This window comes from Bacillus sp. FSL W8-0519, assembly GCF_038005585.1.
Classification (GTDB): Bacteria; Bacillota; Bacilli; order Bacillales; family Bacillaceae_G; genus Bacillus_A; species Bacillus_A paranthracis.
On sequence record NZ_JBBOTL010000001.1, the window covers coordinates 540,001 to 561,599 of the forward strand.

Sequence of the window (21,599 nt, forward strand, 5' to 3'; positions counted from 1 at the left end):
TCGGAATCTGGGAGGACCATCTCCCAAGGCTAAATACTCCCTAGTGATCGATAGTGAACCAGTACCGTGAGGGAAAGGTGAAAAGCACCCCGGAAGGGGAGTGAAAGAGATCCTGAAACCGTGTGCCTACAAATAGTCAGAGCCCGTTAACGGGTGATGGCGTGCCTTTTGTAGAATGAACCGGCGAGTTACGATCCCGTGCGAGGTTAAGCTGAAGAGGCGGAGCCGCAGCGAAAGCGAGTCTGAATAGGGCGTTTAGTACGTGGTCGTAGACCCGAAACCAGGTGATCTACCCATGTCCAGGGTGAAGTTCAGGTAACACTGAATGGAGGCCCGAACCCACGCACGTTGAAAAGTGCGGGGATGAGGTGTGGGTAGCGGAGAAATTCCAATCGAACCTGGAGATAGCTGGTTCTCCCCGAAATAGCTTTAGGGCTAGCCTTAAGTGTAAGAGTCTTGGAGGTAGAGCACTGATTGGACTAGGGGTCCTCATCGGATTACCGAATTCAGTCAAACTCCGAATGCCAATGACTTATCCTTAGGAGTCAGACTGCGAGTGATAAGATCCGTAGTCAAAAGGGAAACAGCCCAGACCGCCAGCTAAGGTCCCAAAGTGTGTATTAAGTGGAAAAGGATGTGGAGTTGCTTAGACAACTAGGATGTTGGCTTAGAAGCAGCCACCATTTAAAGAGTGCGTAATAGCTCACTAGTCGAGTGACTCTGCGCCGAAAATGTACCGGGGCTAAATACACCACCGAAGCTGCGGATTGATACCGAATGGTATCAGTGGTAGGGGAGCGTTCTAAGGACAGTGAAGTCAGACCGGAAGGACTGGTGGAGTGCTTAGAAGTGAGAATGCCGGTATGAGTAGCGAAAGACGGGTGAGAATCCCGTCCACCGAATGCCTAAGGTTTCCTGAGGAAGGCTCGTCCGCTCAGGGTTAGTCAGGACCTAAGCCGAGGCCGACAGGCGTAGGCGATGGACAACAGGTTGATATTCCTGTACCACCTCTTTATCGTTTGAGCAATGGAGGGACGCAGAAGGATAGAAGAAGCGTGCGATTGGTTGTGCACGTCCAAGCAGTTAGGCTGATAAGTAGGCAAATCCGCTTATCGTAAAGGCTGAGCTGTGATGGGGAAGCTCCTTATGGAGCGAAGTCTTTGATTCCCCGCTGCCAAGAAAAGCTTCTAGCGAGATAAAAGGTGCCTGTACCGCAAACCGACACAGGTAGGCGAGGAGAGAATCCTAAGGTGTGCGAGAGAACTCTGGTTAAGGAACTCGGCAAAATGACCCCGTAACTTCGGGAGAAGGGGTGCTTTCTTAACGGAAAGCCGCAGTGAATAGGCCCAAGCGACTGTTTAGCAAAAACACAGCTCTCTGCGAAGCCGTAAGGCGAAGTATAGGGGGTGACACCTGCCCGGTGCTGGAAGGTTAAGGAGAGGGGTTAGCGTAAGCGAAGCTCTGAACTGAAGCCCCAGTAAACGGCGGCCGTAACTATAACGGTCCTAAGGTAGCGAAATTCCTTGTCGGGTAAGTTCCGACCCGCACGAAAGGTGTAACGATTTGGGCACTGTCTCAACCAGAGACTCGGTGAAATTATAGTACCTGTGAAGATGCAGGTTACCCGCGACAGGACGGAAAGACCCCGTGGAGCTTTACTGTAGCCTGATATTGAATTTTGGTACAGTTTGTACAGGATAGGCGGGAGCCTTTGAAACCGGAGCGCTAGCTTCGGTGGAGGCGCTGGTGGGATACCGCCCTGACTGTATTGAAATTCTAACCTACGGGTCTTATCGACCCGGGAGACAGTGTCAGGTGGGCAGTTTGACTGGGGCGGTCGCCTCCTAAAGTGTAACGGAGGCGCCCAAAGGTTCCCTCAGAATGGTTGGAAATCATTCGTAGAGTGCAAAGGCATAAGGGAGCTTGACTGCGAGACCTACAAGTCGAGCAGGGACGAAAGTCGGGCTTAGTGATCCGGTGGTTCCGCATGGAAGGGCCATCGCTCAACGGATAAAAGCTACCCCGGGGATAACAGGCTTATCTCCCCCAAGAGTCCACATCGACGGGGAGGTTTGGCACCTCGATGTCGGCTCATCGCATCCTGGGGCTGTAGTCGGTCCCAAGGGTTGGGCTGTTCGCCCATTAAAGCGGTACGCGAGCTGGGTTCAGAACGTCGTGAGACAGTTCGGTCCCTATCCGTCGTGGGCGTAGGAAATTTGAGAGGAGCTGTCCTTAGTACGAGAGGACCGGGATGGACGCACCGCTGGTGTACCAGTTGTTCTGCCAAGGGCATAGCTGGGTAGCTATGTGCGGAAGGGATAAGTGCTGAAAGCATCTAAGCATGAAGCCCCCCTCAAGATGAGATTTCCCATAGCGTAAGCTAGTAAGATCCCTGAAAGATGATCAGGTTGATAGGTTCGAGGTGGAAGCATGGTGACATGTGGAGCTGACGAATACTAATAGATCGAGGACTTAACCATATAATATGTAGCAATGTTATCTAGTTTTGAGAGAACATAAAAAACTTGTTGACTTTTAAAGAAAATAAGTTATAATAATGATTGTCTCAAAAGAATAATGTCTGGTAATGATGGCAGAGAGGTCACACCCGTTCCCATACCGAACACGGAAGTTAAGCTCTCTAGCGCCGATGGTAGTTGGGACCTTGTCCCTGTGAGAGTAGGACGTTGCCAGGCAATATTATTCCGCAGTAGCTCAGCGGTAGAGCTATCGGCTGTTAACCGATCGGTCGTAGGTTCGATTCCTACCTGCGGAGCCATTGGAGAGCTGTCCGAGTTGGCCGAAGGAGCACGATTGGAAATCGTGTATACGTCACAAGCGTATCAAGGGTTCGAATCCCTTGCTCTCCGCCATAGGATTTATAATATTTGGCCCGTTGGTCAAGTGGTTAAGACACCGCCCTTTCACGGCGGTAACACGGGTTCGAATCCCGTACGGGTCACCACTTTTGGAGGATTAGCTCAGCTGGGAGAGCACCTGCCTTACAAGCAGGGGGTCGGCGGTTCGATCCCGTCATCCTCCACCATATAAACTATATGAATAATATTATCGCGGGGTGGAGCAGCACGGTAGCTCGTCGGGCTCATAACCCGAAGGTCGCAGGTTCAAATCCTGTCCCCGCAACCAAATGGTCCCGTGGTGTAGTGGTTAACATGCCTGCCTGTCACGCAGGAGATCGCCGGTTCGACCCCGGTCGGGACCGCCATTTTAATAAGGCTCGGTAGCTCAGTCGGTAGAGCAGAGGACTGAAAATCCTCGTGTCGGCGGTTCGATTCCGTCCCGAGCCACCATTTACTTTAATAAAATACGCCGGCTTAGCTCAATTGGTAGAGCAACTGACTTGTAATCAGTAGGTTGGGGGTTCAAGTCCTCTAGCCGGCACCATGTAAGTTTCGGAGGGGTAGCGAAGTGGCTAAACGCGGCGGACTGTAAATCCGCTCCTTCGGGTTCGGCAGTTCGAATCTGCCCCCCTCCACCATTTACATAGGGGCATAGTTTAAAGGTAGAACTGAGGTCTCCAAAACCTCCAGTGTGGGTTCGATTCCTACTGCCCCTGCCAAATATATTTACACAACATGGCGGTTGTGGCGAAGTGGTTAACGCACCGGATTGTGGCTCCGGCATTCGTGGGTTCGATTCCCATCAGTCGCCCCATTTTTATTTTAAAAATTATAAATAATCTAATGGATACTTACATATAATTAAGTAAGAATTCGATGGGCTATAGCCAAGCGGTAAGGCAACGGACTTTGACTCCGTCATGCGCTGGTTCGAATCCAGCTAGCCCAGCCATTTTTGCGGAAGTAGTTCAGTGGTAGAATACAACCTTGCCAAGGTTGGGGTCGCGGGTTCGAATCCCGTCTTCCGCTCCACTAAAATTTTATATGGCGGCATAGCCAAGTGGTAAGGCAGAGGTCTGCAAAACCTTTATCACCGGTTCAAATCCGGTTGCCGCCTTTTCTTTTGTGCCGATGTGGCGGAATTGGCAGACGCGCACGACTCAAAATCGTGTTCCTTCGGGAGTGTCGGTTCGACCCCGACCATCGGTATCACGAACGGCGTAATAAAAAGACTCTACACCAAATGTGTAGAGTCTTTTTATATTTTCATCACACTACAAAATAAGCATAAATAGTGTGTTGGTGAAATGGTAGAATTTTTTTGCTAAATTATGTTATGTGCTTCTAAAATTCGTAATAAACGTAGGAATTCATGTATAATATAACTTGTCGAAAGAACAAAATGATAGTGATTTATATTATGTCTGTAATATGAATCAAAAATGAACTTTTTATATTTCTTTTAAAAATGTGTTGAACACACATGATATTTCATATTAATATTTTTATGTAGATTTAAAACGGGAAAGAGAGTGGAAAGTATGGGTCGTAAATGGAATAATATTAAAGATAAAAAAGCATCAAAAGATGCAAATACTAGCCGTATATACGCGAAATTTGGACGTGAAATTTATGTAGCGGCAAAACAAGGCGAGCCAGATCCGGAATCAAACCAAGCGCTTAGAGTTGTATTAGAACGTGCGAAAACATACAATGTTCCAAGAACAATTATCGATCGTGCAGTTGAAAAAGCAAAAGGTGGTTCAGAAGAAAATTATGACGAGCTTCGTTATGAAGGATTCGGACCAAATGGAGCTATGGTAATTGTAGATACACTTACAAACAACGTAAACCGTACTGCAGCAGATGTACGAGCTGCATTTAGCAAAAACGGTGGTAACATGGGTGTAAACGGTTCTGTAGCTTACATGTTTGATGCAACAGCTGTTATCGGCCTTGAAGGGAAAACATCAGATGAAGTTCTTGAGATTTTAATGGAAGCAGATGTGGATGCACGTGACATCCTTGAAGAAGAAGATGCTGTTATCGTGTATGCTGAACCAGATCAATTCCACGCAGTACAATCTGCTCTTAAAGATGCGGGTGTTGAAGAATTTACAGTTGCCGAATTAACAATGCTTGCACAAAACGATGTAACACTTCCTGAAGATGCACAAGCACAATTTGAAAAAATGGTTGATGCATTAGAAGATTTAGAAGATGTACAACAAGTTTATCACAACGTAGACTTAGGAGAATAATACGATAAAAGCCCCTGTTCGTTTAACGAATAGGGGCTTTTTTAATAAAGGTATTTTATTGTAAACAGGGAATATGCTTATAGGGATATATGAAATATTCATTATTGCTAAGAGGCTTAACATGGAACAAAAAACACCAAAACATATCGTTGCTGTAGCAGGCTATTTAACAAATGAAAAAGATGAAGTGTTATTAGCAAAGGTACACTGGCGAGCTGATACGTGGGAGTTACCAGGAGGACAGGTAGAAGAAGGGGAAGCACTCGATCAAGCTGTTTGTAGGGAAATGCTTGAGGAGACGGGTTTAACTGTGAAGCTGCTTGGAGTTACAGGAGTTTATTATAATGCTTCCATGAACATTTTAGCTGTCGTTTTTAAAGTAGCATATGTAAGCGGTGAAATAAAAATTCAACATGAAGAAATACAAGAGGCTAAATTTGTAGTTTTAAACGAAGAGAACATAAATGAGTATATAACGCGTCCTCATATGAAATCCAGAACGCTTGATGCGATGAGAGCAACCCATTTCATTCCGTATGAAACGTGGGAAGTGCAGCCGTATAACTTAATAGGAAGATTGTAAAGAAAAGAGTAGCCGATTTGAGATACAGTCAAATCACTACTCTTTTTTGTATACTGTTTAAGAAAAAGGTCAAAATAATAATAGCGTTAGTATTGATTTGAAGAACGTTTGTTCTGTATAATATATGATATATTATGTACATTTAGATTACTAGATACTCAAAAGTATATATATTGGTAGATGATATAATGAAAATAGGGCGCTTTAATAGAGAAAGTATAATAGCCTTAAGATCTAATCTGCTATTGATTTAGCATAATCTATATTCAATATTTCAGATGAATAGTAGATAAAAAAGGACTGTGATACAATACTTTTTTATCCCGCTATTTGCCGGGCAGCCAGATTGATGGGGGTCTGATGAAAGTTTCAATTTATACCTTACAATGATGTAAGGTACGTGTAAGAGAAATCGATGGGATATTTTTTTACAACAAGGTATTCTTAAAGTAAGAGTTATACGCTATGTGGAAAAGAGGTGTTTAAGATGAAAGAACGAGTATTATCTAGGGTGAACTATCATCAAAAAGTTGCATTAAATCCAATGACTAAGTTTTTTTATAAAGCCATTATTTTATTATTATTGTTAAGTTTTACGTTATTATTCATTGGAAATGTAATGATTGAGAAAAGTGATATTAGTAAATTACATGTACCGGCTAAGTTAGAGGTACCAGAATCATTGACACATGCATTTATTGCGACAGAAGATAAAAGGTTTTATCATCATAACGGTTTAGATTATATAGCGATTGTCAGAGCGTCTGTTGAAAATATAAAAGCTGGTGGTGTTGTGCAAGGCGGAAGCACAATTACACAGCAGTTATCTAAAAATGCTTTTTTAACGAATGAACGTACATTTTCTCGTAAGTGGAAAGAGATTTTCTATACGAAAAAAATTGAACGTACATTTACGAAGGATGAAATTTTAAAATTGTATGTAAGCAATATTTATTACGGAGAAGGAGCATGGGGAATTGAAAAAGCAGCAAACCTATACTTCGGTAAAAAGGTGAGCCAATTAACATTGGCTGAAAGTGCAATGATGGCTGCTGTAGTAAAGGCACCTGCTTATTACTCACCGGCACAAAATTATGATAAGGCCGTAGAGAGACGAAATGTCGTTTTGAGATTGATGGAGAAAGAAGGCTATATCAATCATGATGAGTATGTGCAAGCAGTTAGTGAGAAGTTAGTCATTCGTCATGATATAAAAACAGAGCAGTCGATGTTAAATAGTGCTCGTGAAAAAGCAGTAAGCTAATGGAAGTTCCTACATAGGAGCTTCTTTTTTTGAATAAATTGTGACAAATCGTGACACAATATCGTCACAATTATTGTGTTTTTGTAATTTATGTGAGCGTGTTCATTGCGTGACGTATATAAGTGTTGATATTATGTGTATTGTGTACAATGCTGTATACAGAATATGAAATTAAAGAGGAATGTATATGAAATCATCGAACAAACTCATGGCTCTCGGTATAGTTTTTTCCATTGCAGTATTGATTGTGATCGGAACGATTGCGTATAGCATCATAAATGACAAAAAAGATAAAGGGAATGAGATGTTTGCTTATTCCACACAACAATCTTTAGGGAAAGATGATGCTCCGGTTAAGGTAGTTGAATTTGGAGACTTCAAATGTCCCGCTTGTCGTACTTGGGATGTAACAGTATTGCCACGATTAAAAGAAGAGTATATTGATAAAGGTAAAGTGCAGTTATACTTTATTAATTTTCCGTTTATTGGGAAAGACTCTGATTTAGGTGCAGCAGCTGGTGAAGCAATTTATAAACAAGATAAAGATTCATTCTGGACTTTCTATGATGAGATTTATCAAAGTCAAAAGAAAGATACGGAAGAATGGATTACAGAAGAATTACTTCTTAACATTGTGAAAGAGAAGCTTCCGAAAGTTGATGTAGATCAATTTAAGAAAGATTTACACAGTAAAGAAATAAAAGAAAAAGTACGTAAAGATTCAGATCGTGCTCAAAAATTAAAAGTTCAAGGTGCTCCTTCAGTATATATAAACGGAAATCTTGCAAACCCTGATTTCGATAGTATGAAGAAGGCGATTGATAAAGAATTGAAAAAGTGATGAGCTACTCATCACTTTTTCGACTTTTTTCGATAAAATTCTTGCTTCCGCTTTTTTTACATGCTATACTACTTTACATAAGTTATTCTAATATCTTATATGTATTTCATATTTGCGGGTGTAGTTTAGTGGTAAAACAAGAGCCTTCCAAGCTCTGGTCGAGAGTTCGATTCTCTTCACCCGCTCCAAATTTTATTAAATGTTTTTCTATAAATTGTGATCAACGCAGTGTTTCGTTTCCGAGATAAACGAGGCATTGCGTTTTTTAATGTTTGGAAAACGTAATTGTATGCGAAAATAGAAGTAAAGAATAGTATTCCGAAAGTGAATTGCTAACTAATAGATCGTTACATAAAGGATGGATTCATCTGAGGAGGCGATTAGGAATGGATTTTGAACAATTAAAGCAAGATGTTATTGCGTATAGTAAAACGATTGGTATAGATAAAATAGGCTTTGCTAGTGCTTCACCATTTGAAGAATTAAAGCAGCGGTTAATCCAGCAGCAACAATTAAATTATCAATCTGGATTTGAAGAGCCTGATATAGAAAAGAGAACGAATCCACAGCTTCTATTACCTGGTGCAAAATCAATTATTGCGATTGCATTAGCGTATCCTTCAAAATTAAAAAATGCACCATTAAGTAAGCGTGGAGAACGCCGTGGGATTTTTTGTCGTGCTTCTTGGGGACAAGATTATCATCTAGTTTTACGAGATCGTTTGCAGAAATTAGAAGCATATTTAATCGAAAAACTTCCCGATATAGAAGTTAAGTCAATGGTTGATACGGGTGAATTAAGTGATCGAGCTGTTTCAGAGCGTGCTGGTATTGGATGGAGCGGTAAGAACTGCTCTATTATTACACCTGAATTTGGTTCGTATGTATATTTAGGAGAAATGATTACAAACGTTCCCTTCCCACCAGATCAGCCGATAGAAGACCAATGCGGGAGCTGTACAAAGTGTATTGATATTTGTCCTACAGGTGCTTTAATACAAGGAGGACAGTTAGATTCGAAGAAGTGTATAGCATTTTTAACACAGACGAAAGGATTCCTACCAGAAGAGTATCGCGACAAAATAGGTAATCGTATTTATGGATGTGATACGTGTCAGACAGTTTGTCCGAAAAATAAAGGAATGGATTTTCATAATCACCCTGAGATGGAACCAGATCCTGAGTTAGTTAAACCGTTATTAACACCGCTTTTAACAATTAGCAATCGTGATTTTAAAGAGAAATATGGAATTATGTCTGGTTCATGGAGAGGTAAAAAACCGTTGCAACGAAATGCAATTTTGGCACTTGCACATTTTAAAGAAGCATCAGCAATTCCAGATTTAATAGGTGTTATGAAAGATGATCCAAGACCAGTGCTTCGCGGGACGGCAGCGTGGGCGCTTGGAAAAATTGGTGGAGACGGCGTGGGCGAAGCTATTGAAAAAGCGATGCAACGTGAGAAAGACGAAGAGGTTCTTCATGAAATGAATCGCGGACTTGAACTGTTAGCGCAGAAAAAAGAGTAGATAATATCTCCCTTTTTCATATTGTAATATGGGAGGGAGACGAAATGGTTGTAAAAATAAATATTGAAAAGCAAGTCCAACACTTTTTAGCATATATAACAGAGAAACGAACAAATGTAGATGGTATTGCTGAAGATTTATTACAAATAGCAAAGAGAAAGAAACAATTATTTCAAAAGCGTAATGCAGAGATAGTAAAAGCAACTGCGGATGTTTCTTTTATGAGGCAATTAAATAATAGCAATCATCAAGAAATTGATTATCAAATACATTTTAAATATTTAATTAAGCATAAAGAATTATTTTATATTGAAGAGGAACAATTAAAACGAAGAGTTTGTTTAAATAATAGCCGGATAATAGGTGATTATGCTATTGAAGTGCCAGAAGCAGTTGGAATGAGTGAGACATTAGAAAGGGAAGTTACAAAAGAGAAGTACGGTTCCTATCAGTACAACCGTTTAGAGGCAGTTAAATATGCAGAGCGTTGGTGGGATGATCGAAACCCTGCATATCGTAATTTCCCTGATAATTGTACGAATTTTATTTCTCAATGTCTTCATACTGGAGAAGTACCAATGAATGGATATCCTAATATTCGTAAAGGATGGTGGCAAAGGGAGAATCAGTGGAGTTGGAGCTGGGCTGTTGCACACTCTTTTTATTGGTATTTGTCAGGTGCTACATCAGGACTTCGAGCTGAAGCTGTAGAAAGGCCAGAGGACCTTATTCTTGGTGATGTCATCGCTTATGATTTCGAGGATGATGGTAGGTGGAACCATACGACGATTGTAGTAGCAAAAGACGCAGATGGTATGCCACTTGTAAATGCACATTCAGCGAATAGCCGTCGGCGTTATTGGAACTATGAAGATTCTAGTAAATATACACCACAAATGAAATATAAATTCTTTCATATTATTAATGGGTAGAGATTTTTCGCTCAAGTGGTATAATACGTAGTAGACAAAAAACAGAGGTGAATATCGCGTGGGAGTACATGTTGTTTTATATCAACCAGAAATTCCAGCAAATACAGGGAATATTGCTCGTACTTGTGCAGCAACTGGAACAGAATTACATTTGATTAGACCGCTTGGATTTTCAACGGATGATAAAATGTTAAAGCGTGCAGGATTAGATTATTGGCAGCACGTGAAAATTACGTATTATGATTCAATTGAAGAGTTTTATGAGAAAAATAAAGACGGTGAATTCTTCTATTTAACAAAGTATGGCGAGAAAGCTCATACAGCGTTTGATTATAGCAAACGTGAGAAGGATTACTATTTTGTATTTGGAAGAGAAACGAACGGCTTACCAGCTAATGTAATCGAAGAAAATTTCGATCATTGTTTACGTATTCCAATGACTGATAAAGTGCGTTCATTAAATTTATCTAATACAGCAGCTATTTTAATTTATGAAGCATTCCGTCAACAAAATTATCCAGGATTAGATTTAGAAATTGTTTATTAAAAGTCGCCATATGGCGACTTTTTTTCTAAAAATAAAAATAATATGTAATCATACATTTAAAAAAGGATACATATTCATATAAAATGGGATATATGAATAAAAATAGATCAGACGGGTTGAGATAAATATGAAGGAACAATATAGTAATCAAAATACCTTTTTAAGTATGATAGATATGGATTTAATAAGAAGAGGATTATTACATGCTATTCAAGATTTAGTATTTATTGTTAAAGTTATTGATGATGAAACATTTACATATATTTATGTAAATAAGTTAGGTATGGATTATGCGAAGCTAAGTGAAGAATGTTATGGAAAAACTTTTGCAGAAGTATTACCGGAAGATACGGCGGAAATATTGCAAGTGCAATATGCAAAAGTAGCGAGCGAAGCGAAAGCACATACCTTTTGTGATGTAGTTAGTTTACCAACTGGTAATTTACATTATGAATCTTCACTTAATCCTGTATTTGATGAAGAAGGAGTATGTCAGTTTATTATTTGTATTACAAGGGATATCACAGCTCAAATAGAGGAGAAGATGGAGATAGAGGAAAAACAAATGCTGTTTAAGTCATTACTAGAATATAATAATGACTCCATCATATCTATAGATTCTATAGGAAGAATTACATATGCAAATCCAGCAACGTATGAAATATTTGGATACCGATTTGAAGAATTAAATAATAAGTTTATTTTTGAATTTATTAATAAAGAATATGAAAAAGATTTTCAAATTATATTTAAAGAAGCCATGCAAGGAAGGGCAAAGCAAATTGTTTCAAAGAAATATGTTCATAAAGAAGGGTACGAGCTCTATATTTCCTTGAGAACTATCCCGATTATTGTAAATGGTGAAATTGTTGGAGTATATATTGTTACAAGGGATGTTACAAAGCAAATATTAAATGAAATGAGAACGGAATATTTAGCTTATTATGATCAGCTAACAGGATTAATGAATAGAATTTCATGTACAAATAAGTTAAATGATTTTTTAAATGAGAAGGTAGCTTTTGCGTTTATCTTTATAGATTTAGATGAATTTCACCTTATTAATGATACGTTTGGTCATAAAGAAGGAGATAAAGTGTTACAAAAAGTTACAGAATGTTTAAGCAGTTTTCAAATACCCGGTATACACTTATTTAGAGAACACGATGATCAATTTGTTATGTTAATAGAAAATATAACGAAAGAACGTGTAGAGGGAGTTTCCAAAAACATACTGAAAAGGATTAGTGAACATTTTGTAATCGAAGAAGAGGACGTGTATTTAAGTGCTTCAATCGGAATTGTAATGGCTCCAACAGATGGAGAAGATGAAAAGATATTATTCCAAAGAGTTGATGCTGCTTTGGAAAAAGCAAAAGAAAAAGGAAAAGGGCATTATCATTTTTATTGCAGTGGGTTAGATTGTGAGCGTGAACAAAGATTTATAATAGAAAACCAATTACATCGTGCTATAGAAAAAAATGAATTCTTCTTATATTATCAGCCGCAAATTAATATTGAAACGAAAAAAATAGCTAGTATGGAGGCTTTAATAAGGTGGGAGAATAAAGAATTAGGATTTGTCTCTCCCAATCAATTTATTCCGCTAGCAGAAAGAACAGGATTTATTATTAAGCTTGATGAATGGGTAGTAAATGAAGTGTGTCGACAAATACGCGAATGGTTAAATAAAGGATATGAAGTTGTCCCAATTGCAGTTAATATTTCAGCCAGGCATTTTCGCTCTATTACATTAATAGAGATGATTACACGAGCTTTACATAAGTACAATGTACCAGCTCATTTATTAGCGATAGAGGTTACAGAAGGAGCCCTTATACATAAAGATATATCGAAAAGAGTATTGCTACAATTAAAAGAACAAAATTTAAAGATTCATTTAGATGATTTTGGTACAGGGTATTCATCTTTGAGTTATTTAAAAACGTATCCAATTGATACTTTGAAAATTGATCGTTCTTTTATGGAAGGTATACATGTAGATGAACGCGATACGAATATTACGGCTGCAATTATTCATCTAGCTCATACGTTGGAATTGAATGTAATTGCAGAAGGGGTAGAAAAAGCGGAACAAATACAATTTTTGAAGGAAAAGAATGTGAAGTTTGTACAAGGTTATTATTATAGCCGCCCTTTATCAAAATATGATGTGGAAAATGTGTATTATAAATAATCGATAAAAAAAGTGATGTGCTAAGAAGCACATCACTTTTTATGTGTACCGGGTTTATCATTGTAACCAGATGTAAAAATAGCTGTAAGAAATGTGAGTGATACACCTAAAATTAATAATAATTTCATACTAATATCCCTCCTATTTTTTCAGTTTACGAATCTGAAATATGAATCGAAATGTATGTAATGTTCTTGGAAGAAAAGAATTTATTTAAAATGAATAGAGGTGTAAAAACTTTAATACCTATATTATACAGAATTTTCTTTGAATTTTGGAGAGAATTTTATAACACTACTGTATATTTCATTTTGATTTAAAGAATGTTTAAGGACATCCTAGCATACCTTTTATAATAATCCGATTGAACAAGGAGATGGGGGAGGAGCTATAATGGATATTCTAAAAAAAATTGAACAGCATCGAGAAGCAGAAGAACGCTTACAATGGGAAGGTACGTTTGCGGAGTATTTGGAGCTTGTGAAGGAAAGACCATGGGTGGCTCAAACAGCACACTCTCGCATTTACAATATGATAAAAGATGCTGGAATTGAAGAAGTTGATGGTAGAAGAAAGTATAACTTCTTTAGTAATCAGCTATTTGGGTTAGAGGATGCTTTAGAACGTCTTGTAGAGGAATATTTTCATCCGTCTGCAAAACGATTAGATGTTAGAAAACGTATTTTATTATTAATGGGTCCTGTTAGTGGAGGTAAATCAACATTAGTTACGATGTTGAAACGAGGATTAGAAACATATTCAAGAACAGATCGAGGAGCAATTTTTGCAATTAAAGGGTGCCCAATGCATGAAGATCCACTTCATTTAATTCCGCATCATTTACGAGATGATTTCTTTGATGAGTATGGAGTAAGAATTGAAGGGAATTTATCACCACTCAACGTTATGCGCCTAGAGCAAGAATATGGTGGGAGAATTGAAGATGTAGTTGTGGAGCGTATTTTCTTCTCTGAAGATCGCCGAACTGGTATTGGTACATTTAGCCCTTCTGATCCTAAATCACAAGATATTGCAGATTTAACAGGTAGCTTGGACTTTTCTACAATTGCAGAATATGGTTCAGAATCAGATCCACGAGCGTATCGCTTCGATGGAGAATTGAATAAGGCAAACCGTGGGATGATGGAATTCCAAGAGATGTTAAAATGCGACGAGAAGTTTTTATGGCATTTATTATCGCTTACGCAAGAAGGGAATTTTAAAGCGGGAAGATTTGCACTTATTTCAGCAGATGAATTAATTGTAGCGCATACGAATGAAACAGAGTATCGCTCTTTCATAGCAAATAAGAAAAATGAAGCATTACACTCAAGAATTATTGTAATGCCAGTTCCATATAATTTACGAGTGAGTGAAGAAGAACATATTTATGAAAAAATGATTCGTGAAAGTGACGTGTCCGATGTGCACATTGCACCGCATACACTTCGGGTTGCAGCAATGTTTACGATTTTAACTCGTTTAAAAGATCCGAAGCGTCCAGATATTGATTTAATTAAAAAGATGCGTTTGTATGATGGAGAAACGGTAGAAGGTTATAATGCGATTGATGTAGAGGAGTTGCAACGCGAATATCAAGATGAAGGTATGAAAGGTATTGATCCTCGTTACGTTATTAACCGCATTTCTTCTACAATTATTCGAAAAGAGGTACCATCTATTAATGCTCTAGATGTGCTTAGATCTTTAAAAGATGGATTGGATCAGCATCCATCGATTAGTAATGAAGACCGAGAGCGCTATATGAACTTCATTTCATTAGCAAGAAAAGAATATGATGAAATTGCTAAAAAAGAAGTACAAAAAGCGTTTGTTTATTCGTATGAAGAATCCGCTAAGACACTTATGGATAATTACTTAGACAACGTTGAGGCGTACTGCAATAAGTCGAAATTACGTGATCCGTTAACAGGTGAAGAAATGAGCCCAGATGAAAAGTTAATGCGCTCGATTGAGGAGCAAATTGGAATTTCAGAAAATGCTAAAAAAGCATTCCGGGAAGAAATATTAATTCGCATCTCTGCTTATGCACGTAAAGGAAAACGCTTCGACTATAATTCGCACGAACGTCTTCGTGAAGCGATTCAGAAGAAGCTATTTGCTGATTTAAAAGATATAGTGAAAATTACAACATCAACGAAAACACCAGACGAAAATCAGCTGAAGAAAATTAATGATGTTGTTGCACGTTTAATTGATGAGCACGGCTATAATTCTTCTTCAGCAAATGAATTATTACGCTATGTAGGTAGCCTGCTAAATCGATAGTTTGATAACAAAACGCTGTCTCTTGTATTTTGCGGGACAGCGTTTTATTATCCAGTCATATGTGTAAAGTGTCATACCTTGTCCAAATGTAATAAATTAAGATGCAATTTTATGAATTTATTGTCAATTATTTTTACAATATGCATATGATAGAGTAACCAACCATTCATACGAAAAAAGCCAACACAATACAATATGTTGCAAAGTGTAAATGTGTGCAACTATGCATTGTGTTTCTTTCTTATCAAAGGCTGAATGATTCTTTTCTAGTATGTGAGTGGCAAAATTTTGTTTAGGATGCTCGGAGTATTATATGAAAAACGTTATATATGTTTATGGGATGATTTTCGATGGGCAGTTACCTTTCATTCTAGCTGGTACAGTATAAAACAAAATTTCTAGCTTGCTGTTCATATAGGAAGACAATTACAGTAAGGAGGGAAAGAAATGGGTGAAGAAAACCAACCAAATTATACGATTTCACAGGAAAACTGGTCCCTCCATCGCAAAGGATATGACGACCAACAACGCCATCAAGAGAAAGTACAAGAGGCAATTAAGAATAATTTACCCGATCTTGTAACAGAAGAAAGCATTGTTATGTCTAATGGTAAGGATGTTGTAAAAATACCAATTCGTTCTTTAGATGAATATAAGATTAGGTACAATTATGATAAAAACAAACACGTTGGGCAAGGAAATGGTGACAGCAAAGTTGGTGATGTCGTTGCGAGAGATGGATCAGGTGGTCAAAAGCAAAAAGGACCAGGAAAAGGGCAAGGAGCAGGGGATGCGGCTGGGGAAGATTATTATGAAGCTGAAGTCTCTATTTTGGAATTAGAGCAAGCATTTTTCAAAGAGTTAGAGCTGCCTAATTTAAAGAGAAAAGAAATGGATGAAAACAGGATTGAACATGTTGAATTTAATGATATTAGAAAAACGGGATTATGGGGCAACATCGATAAGAAAAGAACGATGATATCCGCATATAAACGAAATGCGATGCGTGGTAAAGCATCTTTCCATCCAATTCATCAAGAAGATTTAAAGTTCCGCACTTGGAATGAAGTATTAAAGCCAGATTCAAAAGCTGTTGTATTAGCGATGATGGATACGAGTGGATCGATGGGCATATGGGAGAAATATATGGCACGGAGCTTCTTTTTCTGGATGACGAGATTTCTACGTACAAAGTATGAAACAGTAGATATTGAATTTATTGCCCATCATACAGAGGCAAAAGTAGTTCCAGAAGAAGAGTTTTTCTCAAAAGGAGAAAGTGGCGGAACAATTTGTTCTTCTGTATACAAAAAAGCACTCGAGCTAATTGATAATAAATACTCACCAGACCGCTATAATATTTATCCATTCCATTTTTCAGACGGTGATAATTTAACATCAGATAATGCTAGATGTGTAAAACTTGTTGAAGAATTAATGAAGAAGTGTAATATGTTTGGGTATGGGGAAGTGAATCAGTTTAATACACTATCATGTGTACAATTAGAGAAAGCCTGTAAATACAGGCTTTTTTATATTTTGAAGTAAACTTGAATTTCGAATTCATTTGTTTTCCAGTCTGGATGACGATAATACGTGACTGTACTTAGTATAGTTTTTAATAATTGATTTTTCAATGTTATGTTCGTTGTTTTATAGTAAGATTCAATAACTGTTTTTAATGCTGGAATAAATTCTGTTTTATTATGTTCTTTAACTTGTTCTATTTCAATTTCTTTTTGCAGTACTTCTATATCATTTTCAATAGAGGTAATCCGTTCTACAAGATTCTTTTGTCTCTCTAAGAAAATTTCCACAGTATAAATACCTTGTTCAAGAAGGTCATGTAAATTTCCTTTTTGATTTTGCAGCTCTTTCAATTCTTTTTCTTTTGAAATTATTGCTTTCTCTTTAAATGATATAAGCTTCGAATCATCTACTTCTACCTCTTCTATTTTTTGAGCTTGGTATTCATCTACTATTTGTTGCAAGGAATATAGTAGTTTTTCTTCTACTAGATTAAATACAGATTGTTTTTGTTTACCTTTACATGCAGGATTATTACAACGTAAGTAATTATGTGGTCTATCTTTTCTAGTTTGAATTAACATTGTGTATCCACATAATTTACATTTTAAAATACCGGCTAAAGGGTTCGTTAATTCTTTAGAAGAAATGACAGCAGGTTTATGTCTACTACTATGCGCTTCATTCGCAGTATCAAATAATTCTTTAGAAACGATTGGCTCATGAGCGTTTTCATATACAATCCATTTATCTTGAGGAGTTTTCTGACGCGTATATTTCCCATTTCTTTTTTTATGTTTAAATTTGCCCCATACAATTACCCCGGTATAAACTTCATTTTTTATGATAGAGGTGATTGTAGAAGCATCCCAAGCACCTCTTTTGGTTACAGGTGGATCTACTCCTAGCTTGTCCAATTCGGCAGCAATCAGTTGTCTTCCTTTACCATCACACATTAATTCAAATATTTTTTTTACTACCCATGCCTTTTCGGGGTCCGGATATAATCTTAAGTTTTCATCTTTTAAATATCCATATGGCGGCTTTTTACCAATGTGTTTCCCTTCTTTAACGGAGTCGATTCTTCCATTCTGAAGGCGTTTCGTAATAGATTTAAGTTCTTGTCGCGATATTAAAGATTTAATACCAAAGACAAGCTCCCATGATTCGTCATCTGGATCGTACACATCAGTAGGAGTAATTATTTTGGTAGAAGAATAACGGAAGGCACGGTCAATCATTCCAGCATCTAACATGTCACCACGTCCAAGTCGATCCAAGTCAATTACTAACACGCCGTCAATTTCATTTCCGTCTAATTTACGAAGTAATTGTTGCATTTGAGGTCTTTCTTGGATGGATTCTCCAGAAGCAACCTCTTCAAATATATCGATAATATTATGATTTTCAGCTTTAGCTATGGCAAATAAACGTTTACGATGGCGTTCTAAGGCATTATAATTATTCCCTTCTTCTAACGCACGTCGTTCTTCTTCTACGTCTTTACGACTCTTTCTCAAATATATACATACATCAAGAGATTCAGGACGATACAATTTAAATCACCTCTATACAATTGTATTAAATTCACTATACACAAAAATGACATAGAAAAAAAGAATGGTAAAAGCATTCTTTTTGTCGAAATGATCATTATCTTTTATAGGTTGTCCACCCTCCAAGTGAACATATACATATTCAAAAGGGAGGGGAAGACATGGATAGTAAAACTTTTAAATCTGGACAAGTTACAATTGTCATTCACTCTAATTTAGTTCATATGACCTCTGATGAAAGACGTGAATGGTTTCAAAAAGAGCAAGAGCGAAAAAATCCAGTTCTTATGAAACTGAACGAAATTATTCATAAAATCAATAAGGAAGTTGCTCTTGGTTAATATGTATAAGTCTTTAAACGAGCAAAACTTTTTGGAATACCATGTATCTCAGCAACTTCTTGGATTGATAAATTAGTATTTTCGTAATCAAAAATCATGTCATCAGATAATAAAAGTTCAACAGCGAATGTATTTGCTTCAACTTCTAAGCGATCCACAGAGAAAAGAGTTTGATTTCTCAAAAATGGGGTGTTTGCTTTTGGATGAAGTAGCGCATGACCAAGTTCATGCGCACATACAAACCGTTGTGTAATTTCATCTATTTGATTGTTTATATGGATAAACTTCATTCTTTTATAAGTGCTATAAAATCCAAGTGTATTTCCTAGGTTTTCAAACATAACGCTGATATTTTTATGGCTAGCAATTTCGAATGGATTGGTTGTTTGGTGTTTTTCTGCGATGTATAGTACGTATTCTTTAATGTCCATATCAATTCACTCCATTCATTATTTTTTATACTTGTTTGGAGTGAATTTTTGTTTTGCCATTTTTTTAGCCATCCGCATAGATTTTTCAAGTGACATACGAATTAATTCTTTTGTATCGTCATCGATAGGTTCGCCATCAAACATTAATGCATCTTCACTATTATCTAATTGCTCTAGAGTTCTTTCTAGATCACGAGCTATATCACGTTCTTCTTTTTTGCTAAGTTGAATTTCTTCCTTCGCATCACTAAGTAAAAAGTCTACTGATACATTAAAAAAATCAGCAATTTCTAATAGGCGAGATTTTCTTGGTAACCGATCATCACTATTCTCATAATGAGTTATAGATGAACGAGGGATATTTAATTTTAAAGCCAGTTCTTCTTGAGAAAGTCCTTTCCCCTCTCTTAACTCTTTTAATTTTTTTGAAAAAGCCATTTCTATAACCCTCCTTTATGAATTATATTTTATCATTTGATGTGCGTAAAAAAAACAGTGCGTAAAACGAACTTTTGTGTTGACATGTGCGTTTTAAGAACGTATTATAGGTTTATAAGGTTCGGAAAACGAACAAAAAAGGGGACGATGAATTGAACCAAATTACTAAACTTAGGAAACAAAAGGCTATAACTCAAGAAGAACTAGCAGTTAAGGTTGGAATTACTAGAGCGTATTTATCTAATTTAGAAAACGGTAAACATAAACCGTCTTTAGATGTTGCTTTAAAAATATCAGAAGTATTAGGGAGTTCTGTAGAAAAAATTTTTAAAACGTAAGTGCGAAAAACGAACGGTAATAACGCAGAAAAGTAGGTGGAAACATGTCAGTAATCAAACAAGCATCTTCTGTTAAAGACACCAAGACAATTAAGTCCGGAAACGTAACAATAGTAATTCATTCAAACTTAGTTAATATGTCGTCAGAAGAACGAAAACATTGGTTTCAAAAAGAACAAGAAAATAAAAATCCAGTTCTTATGCGACTCAATGAAGTCATTCATAAAATCAATATGGAAGTATCCGCTAATTAATATTTTAATACCTTAACAACTTAATATGGAGGCGAACGAATATGGGAACAAGTATATATAGTAATTCATCAATAGGCGCGTTATTACAAGGAGCTAGAGAAAGTTGTGAAGATGAAACGTTAACAACGAAGAAAGGACTTGCATCGTATCTTGGAATTACATATGAACGCTTGAAAAATATTGAGGCTGGTACTTCACAAGTTCCATTTGAACTAGCGATGGATTGGTGTGATGCAACGAGGGCGCCATTAAACAAGCAGGCGATTAAACATATATACGGTGTTGGATTACCGCCTACAGATCCACGTTTGACGAGTGATGTGAACTTACAGATTATGAATTATATCAAGCAAGCTGAGGACGGCATTAAAGCAGCAAAAGAGATTATGAAATTGCAAGTCACAACAAGATCTTGGCAAATGAATGATTCAAAGAAAAAAGAATACGTGCAGCATGCTAAAGAGGTATATGACATGATACAAGCGACTCAATGTGTCATTCAAGCATTAGAGGGTGTACATCCAGGATTGCTTGAGGAAGTAAGAGGTAATTGGTTAAGAAAAGCCATTTCAGATAATGTGGTTGTTCATTCGGTTGAGAGTTTATTGAAGTTATCAAAAGTAATGTAAGGAGGAATAACAGTGACAGTGGATTATATAAACCCTAGTTTGGAAGAGTATAAAAAGTTAGTACGTCTTGATGCAAAGCTAGCAGGTGAAATTAAATTAGCGGAAACATTCGCGGAGGATGAAAACTTAGAGGAATTAAAAAGAGAGAAGAAACTAATTGGAATTCGAATCAAAATTATAGAAGCTTCATTTGTTTTAAAGCATAAATGGGTAAAAGAAAAAGCTACCGCCTAGGAAACAGTAGCCTTAACAAAAATATGATAAAGCAATTATAACATTATATAAATCATTTGGACAAGCACTGTGCTTGTCGTTATGACCAGAAAGGGATTGTTCCTCCCATCCCCTTACAATAAGCCTTTCTGGTTGTAACGATGCGTACAGCATCAATGAGTAATAGAAAGAGGTGAGACCTATGAAAACTCAATATAATCGTTTAGCTGAATTGGTTCTTCCAAAGGATCTTGAGTTTGCGAATGAGTTACATGATTGTATGGTGACTTGTGTTCATAACGTATTTAACGCTCAAACAAAAGAAGAAGCGGATCGATGGGATGAAGAATTAATTCGTTGTTCAAAAGACTTTATGGAGCTTCGTGAAGCAAAACAAGATTATGAGGCATCGAAAAGTTACCGTGTAATCATAACGGATTTTCGAGCGAGAGGAATCAATGCTTCATTAGTTACTCGAAAGAAATAAAAAAATCTATCACTTTGCAGAGTGATAGATCAATAAATGGCTTTAATAATTTTAGTTAGGATAATTATACCAAATGAGAAG

Annotated in this window: 19 protein-coding genes, 16 tRNA genes and 2 rRNA genes (1 of these 37 running past the window's edge); 34 read left to right on the forward strand and 3 right to left on the reverse strand. The window is 37.3% G+C overall.

The window, feature by feature from the left end; all coding sequences use genetic code 11:
- The 28 genes from NST14_RS02780 to yhbH form a co-directional block, all read left to right on the forward strand.
- Positions 1-2,480, forward strand: a 23S ribosomal RNA gene (locus NST14_RS02780) (it extends 443 nt beyond the left edge of the window).
- Positions 2,481-2,580: 100 nt separating this feature from the next.
- Positions 2,581-2,696, forward strand: a 5S ribosomal RNA gene (gene rrf / locus NST14_RS02785).
- 8 nt (positions 2,697-2,704) lie between these two features.
- A tRNA-Asn gene (locus tag NST14_RS02790) sits at positions 2,705-2,779 on the forward strand.
- A 2-nt stretch (positions 2,780-2,781) separates the two neighbouring features.
- A tRNA-Ser gene (locus NST14_RS02795) sits at positions 2,782-2,873 on the forward strand.
- A gap of 17 nt (positions 2,874-2,890) precedes the next feature.
- Positions 2,891-2,965: transfer RNA gene (locus NST14_RS02800), tRNA-Glu, on the forward strand.
- Between the two features lie 5 nt (positions 2,966-2,970).
- A tRNA-Val gene (locus tag NST14_RS02805) sits at positions 2,971-3,046 on the forward strand.
- Between the two features lie 24 nt (positions 3,047-3,070).
- Positions 3,071-3,147, forward strand: a tRNA-Met gene (locus tag NST14_RS02810).
- Between the two features lie 3 nt (positions 3,148-3,150).
- A tRNA-Asp gene (locus NST14_RS02815) sits at positions 3,151-3,226 on the forward strand.
- Between the two features lie 9 nt (positions 3,227-3,235).
- Positions 3,236-3,311, forward strand: a tRNA-Phe gene (locus tag NST14_RS02820).
- An 18-nt stretch (positions 3,312-3,329) separates the two neighbouring features.
- Positions 3,330-3,405: transfer RNA gene (locus NST14_RS02825), tRNA-Thr, on the forward strand.
- A gap of 10 nt (positions 3,406-3,415) precedes the next feature.
- Positions 3,416-3,499: transfer RNA gene (locus NST14_RS02830), tRNA-Tyr, on the forward strand.
- 7 nt (positions 3,500-3,506) lie between these two features.
- Positions 3,507-3,580 (forward strand) — tRNA-Trp (locus tag NST14_RS02835).
- Positions 3,581-3,599: 19 nt separating this feature from the next.
- Positions 3,600-3,675, forward strand: a tRNA-His gene (locus NST14_RS02840).
- A gap of 63 nt (positions 3,676-3,738) precedes the next feature.
- A tRNA-Gln gene (locus NST14_RS02845) sits at positions 3,739-3,813 on the forward strand.
- Positions 3,814-3,818: 5 nt separating this feature from the next.
- Positions 3,819-3,893, forward strand: a tRNA-Gly gene (locus tag NST14_RS02850).
- Between the two features lie 14 nt (positions 3,894-3,907).
- A tRNA-Cys gene (locus tag NST14_RS02855) sits at positions 3,908-3,978 on the forward strand.
- Positions 3,979-3,988: 10 nt separating this feature from the next.
- Positions 3,989-4,070 (forward strand) — tRNA-Leu (locus tag NST14_RS02860).
- A 332-nt stretch (positions 4,071-4,402) separates the two neighbouring features.
- A complete protein-coding gene (locus NST14_RS02865) occupies positions 4,403-5,122 on the forward strand; it encodes a YebC/PmpR family DNA-binding transcriptional regulator (protein WP_000532946.1) in 720 nt (239 codons plus the stop codon).
- A 121-nt stretch (positions 5,123-5,243) separates the two neighbouring features.
- Complete coding sequence (locus tag NST14_RS02870) at positions 5,244-5,705, forward strand: NUDIX hydrolase (RefSeq protein WP_229143733.1); 462 nt, start codon at positions 5,244-5,246, stop codon at positions 5,703-5,705.
- Between the two features lie 487 nt (positions 5,706-6,192).
- Entirely contained in the window at positions 6,193-6,969 is a 777-nt protein-coding gene (locus tag NST14_RS02875; RefSeq protein WP_000664704.1) for a transglycosylase domain-containing protein, read from the forward strand.
- Between the two features lie 187 nt (positions 6,970-7,156).
- The gene (locus NST14_RS02880) at positions 7,157-7,810 is read left to right on the forward strand and encodes a DsbA family protein (protein WP_000842720.1); all 654 of its coding nucleotides are present in this window, start codon (positions 7,157-7,159) and stop codon (positions 7,808-7,810) included.
- 114 nt (positions 7,811-7,924) lie between these two features.
- Positions 7,925-7,998 (forward strand) — tRNA-Gly (locus tag NST14_RS02885).
- Between the two features lie 198 nt (positions 7,999-8,196).
- Positions 8,197-9,339, forward strand: a complete 1,143-nt coding sequence (gene queG / locus NST14_RS02890; protein ID WP_000345218.1) for a tRNA epoxyqueuosine(34) reductase QueG — start codon at positions 8,197-8,199, stop codon at positions 9,337-9,339.
- A 44-nt stretch (positions 9,340-9,383) separates the two neighbouring features.
- Positions 9,384-10,271 (forward strand): amidase domain-containing protein, encoded by an 888-nt coding sequence (locus tag NST14_RS02895; RefSeq protein WP_000260539.1) that lies wholly within the window; start codon positions 9,384-9,386, stop codon positions 10,269-10,271.
- A gap of 58 nt (positions 10,272-10,329) precedes the next feature.
- Positions 10,330-10,818, forward strand: a complete 489-nt coding sequence (gene trmL, locus NST14_RS02900; RefSeq protein WP_000538147.1) for a tRNA (uridine(34)/cytosine(34)/5-carboxymethylaminomethyluridine(34)-2'-O)-methyltransferase TrmL — start codon at positions 10,330-10,332, stop codon at positions 10,816-10,818.
- 127 nt (positions 10,819-10,945) lie between these two features.
- Entirely contained in the window at positions 10,946-13,015 is a 2,070-nt protein-coding gene (locus NST14_RS02905) for a sensor domain-containing protein (RefSeq protein WP_000664307.1), read from the forward strand.
- A gap of 393 nt (positions 13,016-13,408) precedes the next feature.
- A complete protein-coding gene (locus NST14_RS02910; RefSeq protein ID WP_000353279.1) occupies positions 13,409-15,304 on the forward strand; it encodes a PrkA family serine protein kinase in 1,896 nt (631 codons plus the stop codon).
- 447 nt (positions 15,305-15,751) lie between these two features.
- Entirely contained in the window at positions 15,752-16,852 is a 1,101-nt protein-coding gene (gene yhbH / locus NST14_RS02915) for a sporulation protein YhbH (RefSeq protein WP_000503508.1), read from the forward strand.
- On the opposite strand, the gene NST14_RS02920 is transcribed toward yhbH, so the two are convergent.
- A complete protein-coding gene (locus NST14_RS02920; protein ID WP_000286209.1) occupies positions 16,837-18,387 on the reverse strand; it encodes a recombinase family protein in 1,551 nt (516 codons plus the stop codon). The genes yhbH and NST14_RS02920 overlap by 16 nt on opposite strands.
- Positions 18,388-18,548: 161 nt before the next feature.
- Between NST14_RS02920 and NST14_RS02925 the strand changes: the two genes are divergently transcribed.
- Positions 18,549-18,728, forward strand: coding sequence for a hypothetical protein (locus NST14_RS02925; protein WP_000377559.1), 180 nt, complete (start codon positions 18,549-18,551; stop codon positions 18,726-18,728).
- Here NST14_RS02925 and NST14_RS02930 read toward each other — a convergent pair.
- Positions 18,725-19,159, reverse strand: coding sequence for an ImmA/IrrE family metallo-endopeptidase (locus tag NST14_RS02930; RefSeq protein WP_000351741.1), 435 nt, complete (start codon positions 19,157-19,159; stop codon positions 18,725-18,727). The two genes, NST14_RS02925 and NST14_RS02930, sit on opposite strands and share 4 nt — an antisense overlap.
- A gap of 18 nt (positions 19,160-19,177) precedes the next feature.
- Positions 19,178-19,597, reverse strand: coding sequence for a helix-turn-helix domain-containing protein (locus NST14_RS02935; protein ID WP_000885768.1), 420 nt, complete (start codon positions 19,595-19,597; stop codon positions 19,178-19,180).
- Positions 19,598-19,749: 152 nt separating this feature from the next.
- On the opposite strand from NST14_RS02935, the gene NST14_RS02940 reads away from it, so the two are divergent.
- The 5 genes from NST14_RS02940 (at position 19,750) to NST14_RS02960 (ending at position 21,518) form a co-directional block, all read left to right on the forward strand.
- Positions 19,750-19,935 (forward strand): helix-turn-helix transcriptional regulator, encoded by a 186-nt coding sequence (locus NST14_RS02940; RefSeq protein WP_001071960.1) that lies wholly within the window; start codon positions 19,750-19,752, stop codon positions 19,933-19,935.
- Between the two features lie 44 nt (positions 19,936-19,979).
- Positions 19,980-20,189: a hypothetical protein gene (locus NST14_RS02945; protein WP_000111277.1), complete on the forward strand. Its 210-nt coding sequence runs from the start codon at positions 19,980-19,982 to the stop codon at positions 20,187-20,189.
- A 41-nt stretch (positions 20,190-20,230) separates the two neighbouring features.
- Entirely contained in the window at positions 20,231-20,818 is a 588-nt protein-coding gene (locus NST14_RS02950; protein ID WP_000537287.1) for a hypothetical protein, read from the forward strand.
- Between the two features lie 12 nt (positions 20,819-20,830).
- Positions 20,831-21,052, forward strand: a complete 222-nt coding sequence (locus NST14_RS02955; protein WP_000215307.1) for a hypothetical protein — start codon at positions 20,831-20,833, stop codon at positions 21,050-21,052.
- 181 nt (positions 21,053-21,233) lie between these two features.
- The gene (locus NST14_RS02960) at positions 21,234-21,518 is read left to right on the forward strand and encodes a hypothetical protein (protein WP_000857128.1); all 285 of its coding nucleotides are present in this window, start codon (positions 21,234-21,236) and stop codon (positions 21,516-21,518) included.
- Positions 21,519-21,599: the final 81 nt, after the last annotated feature.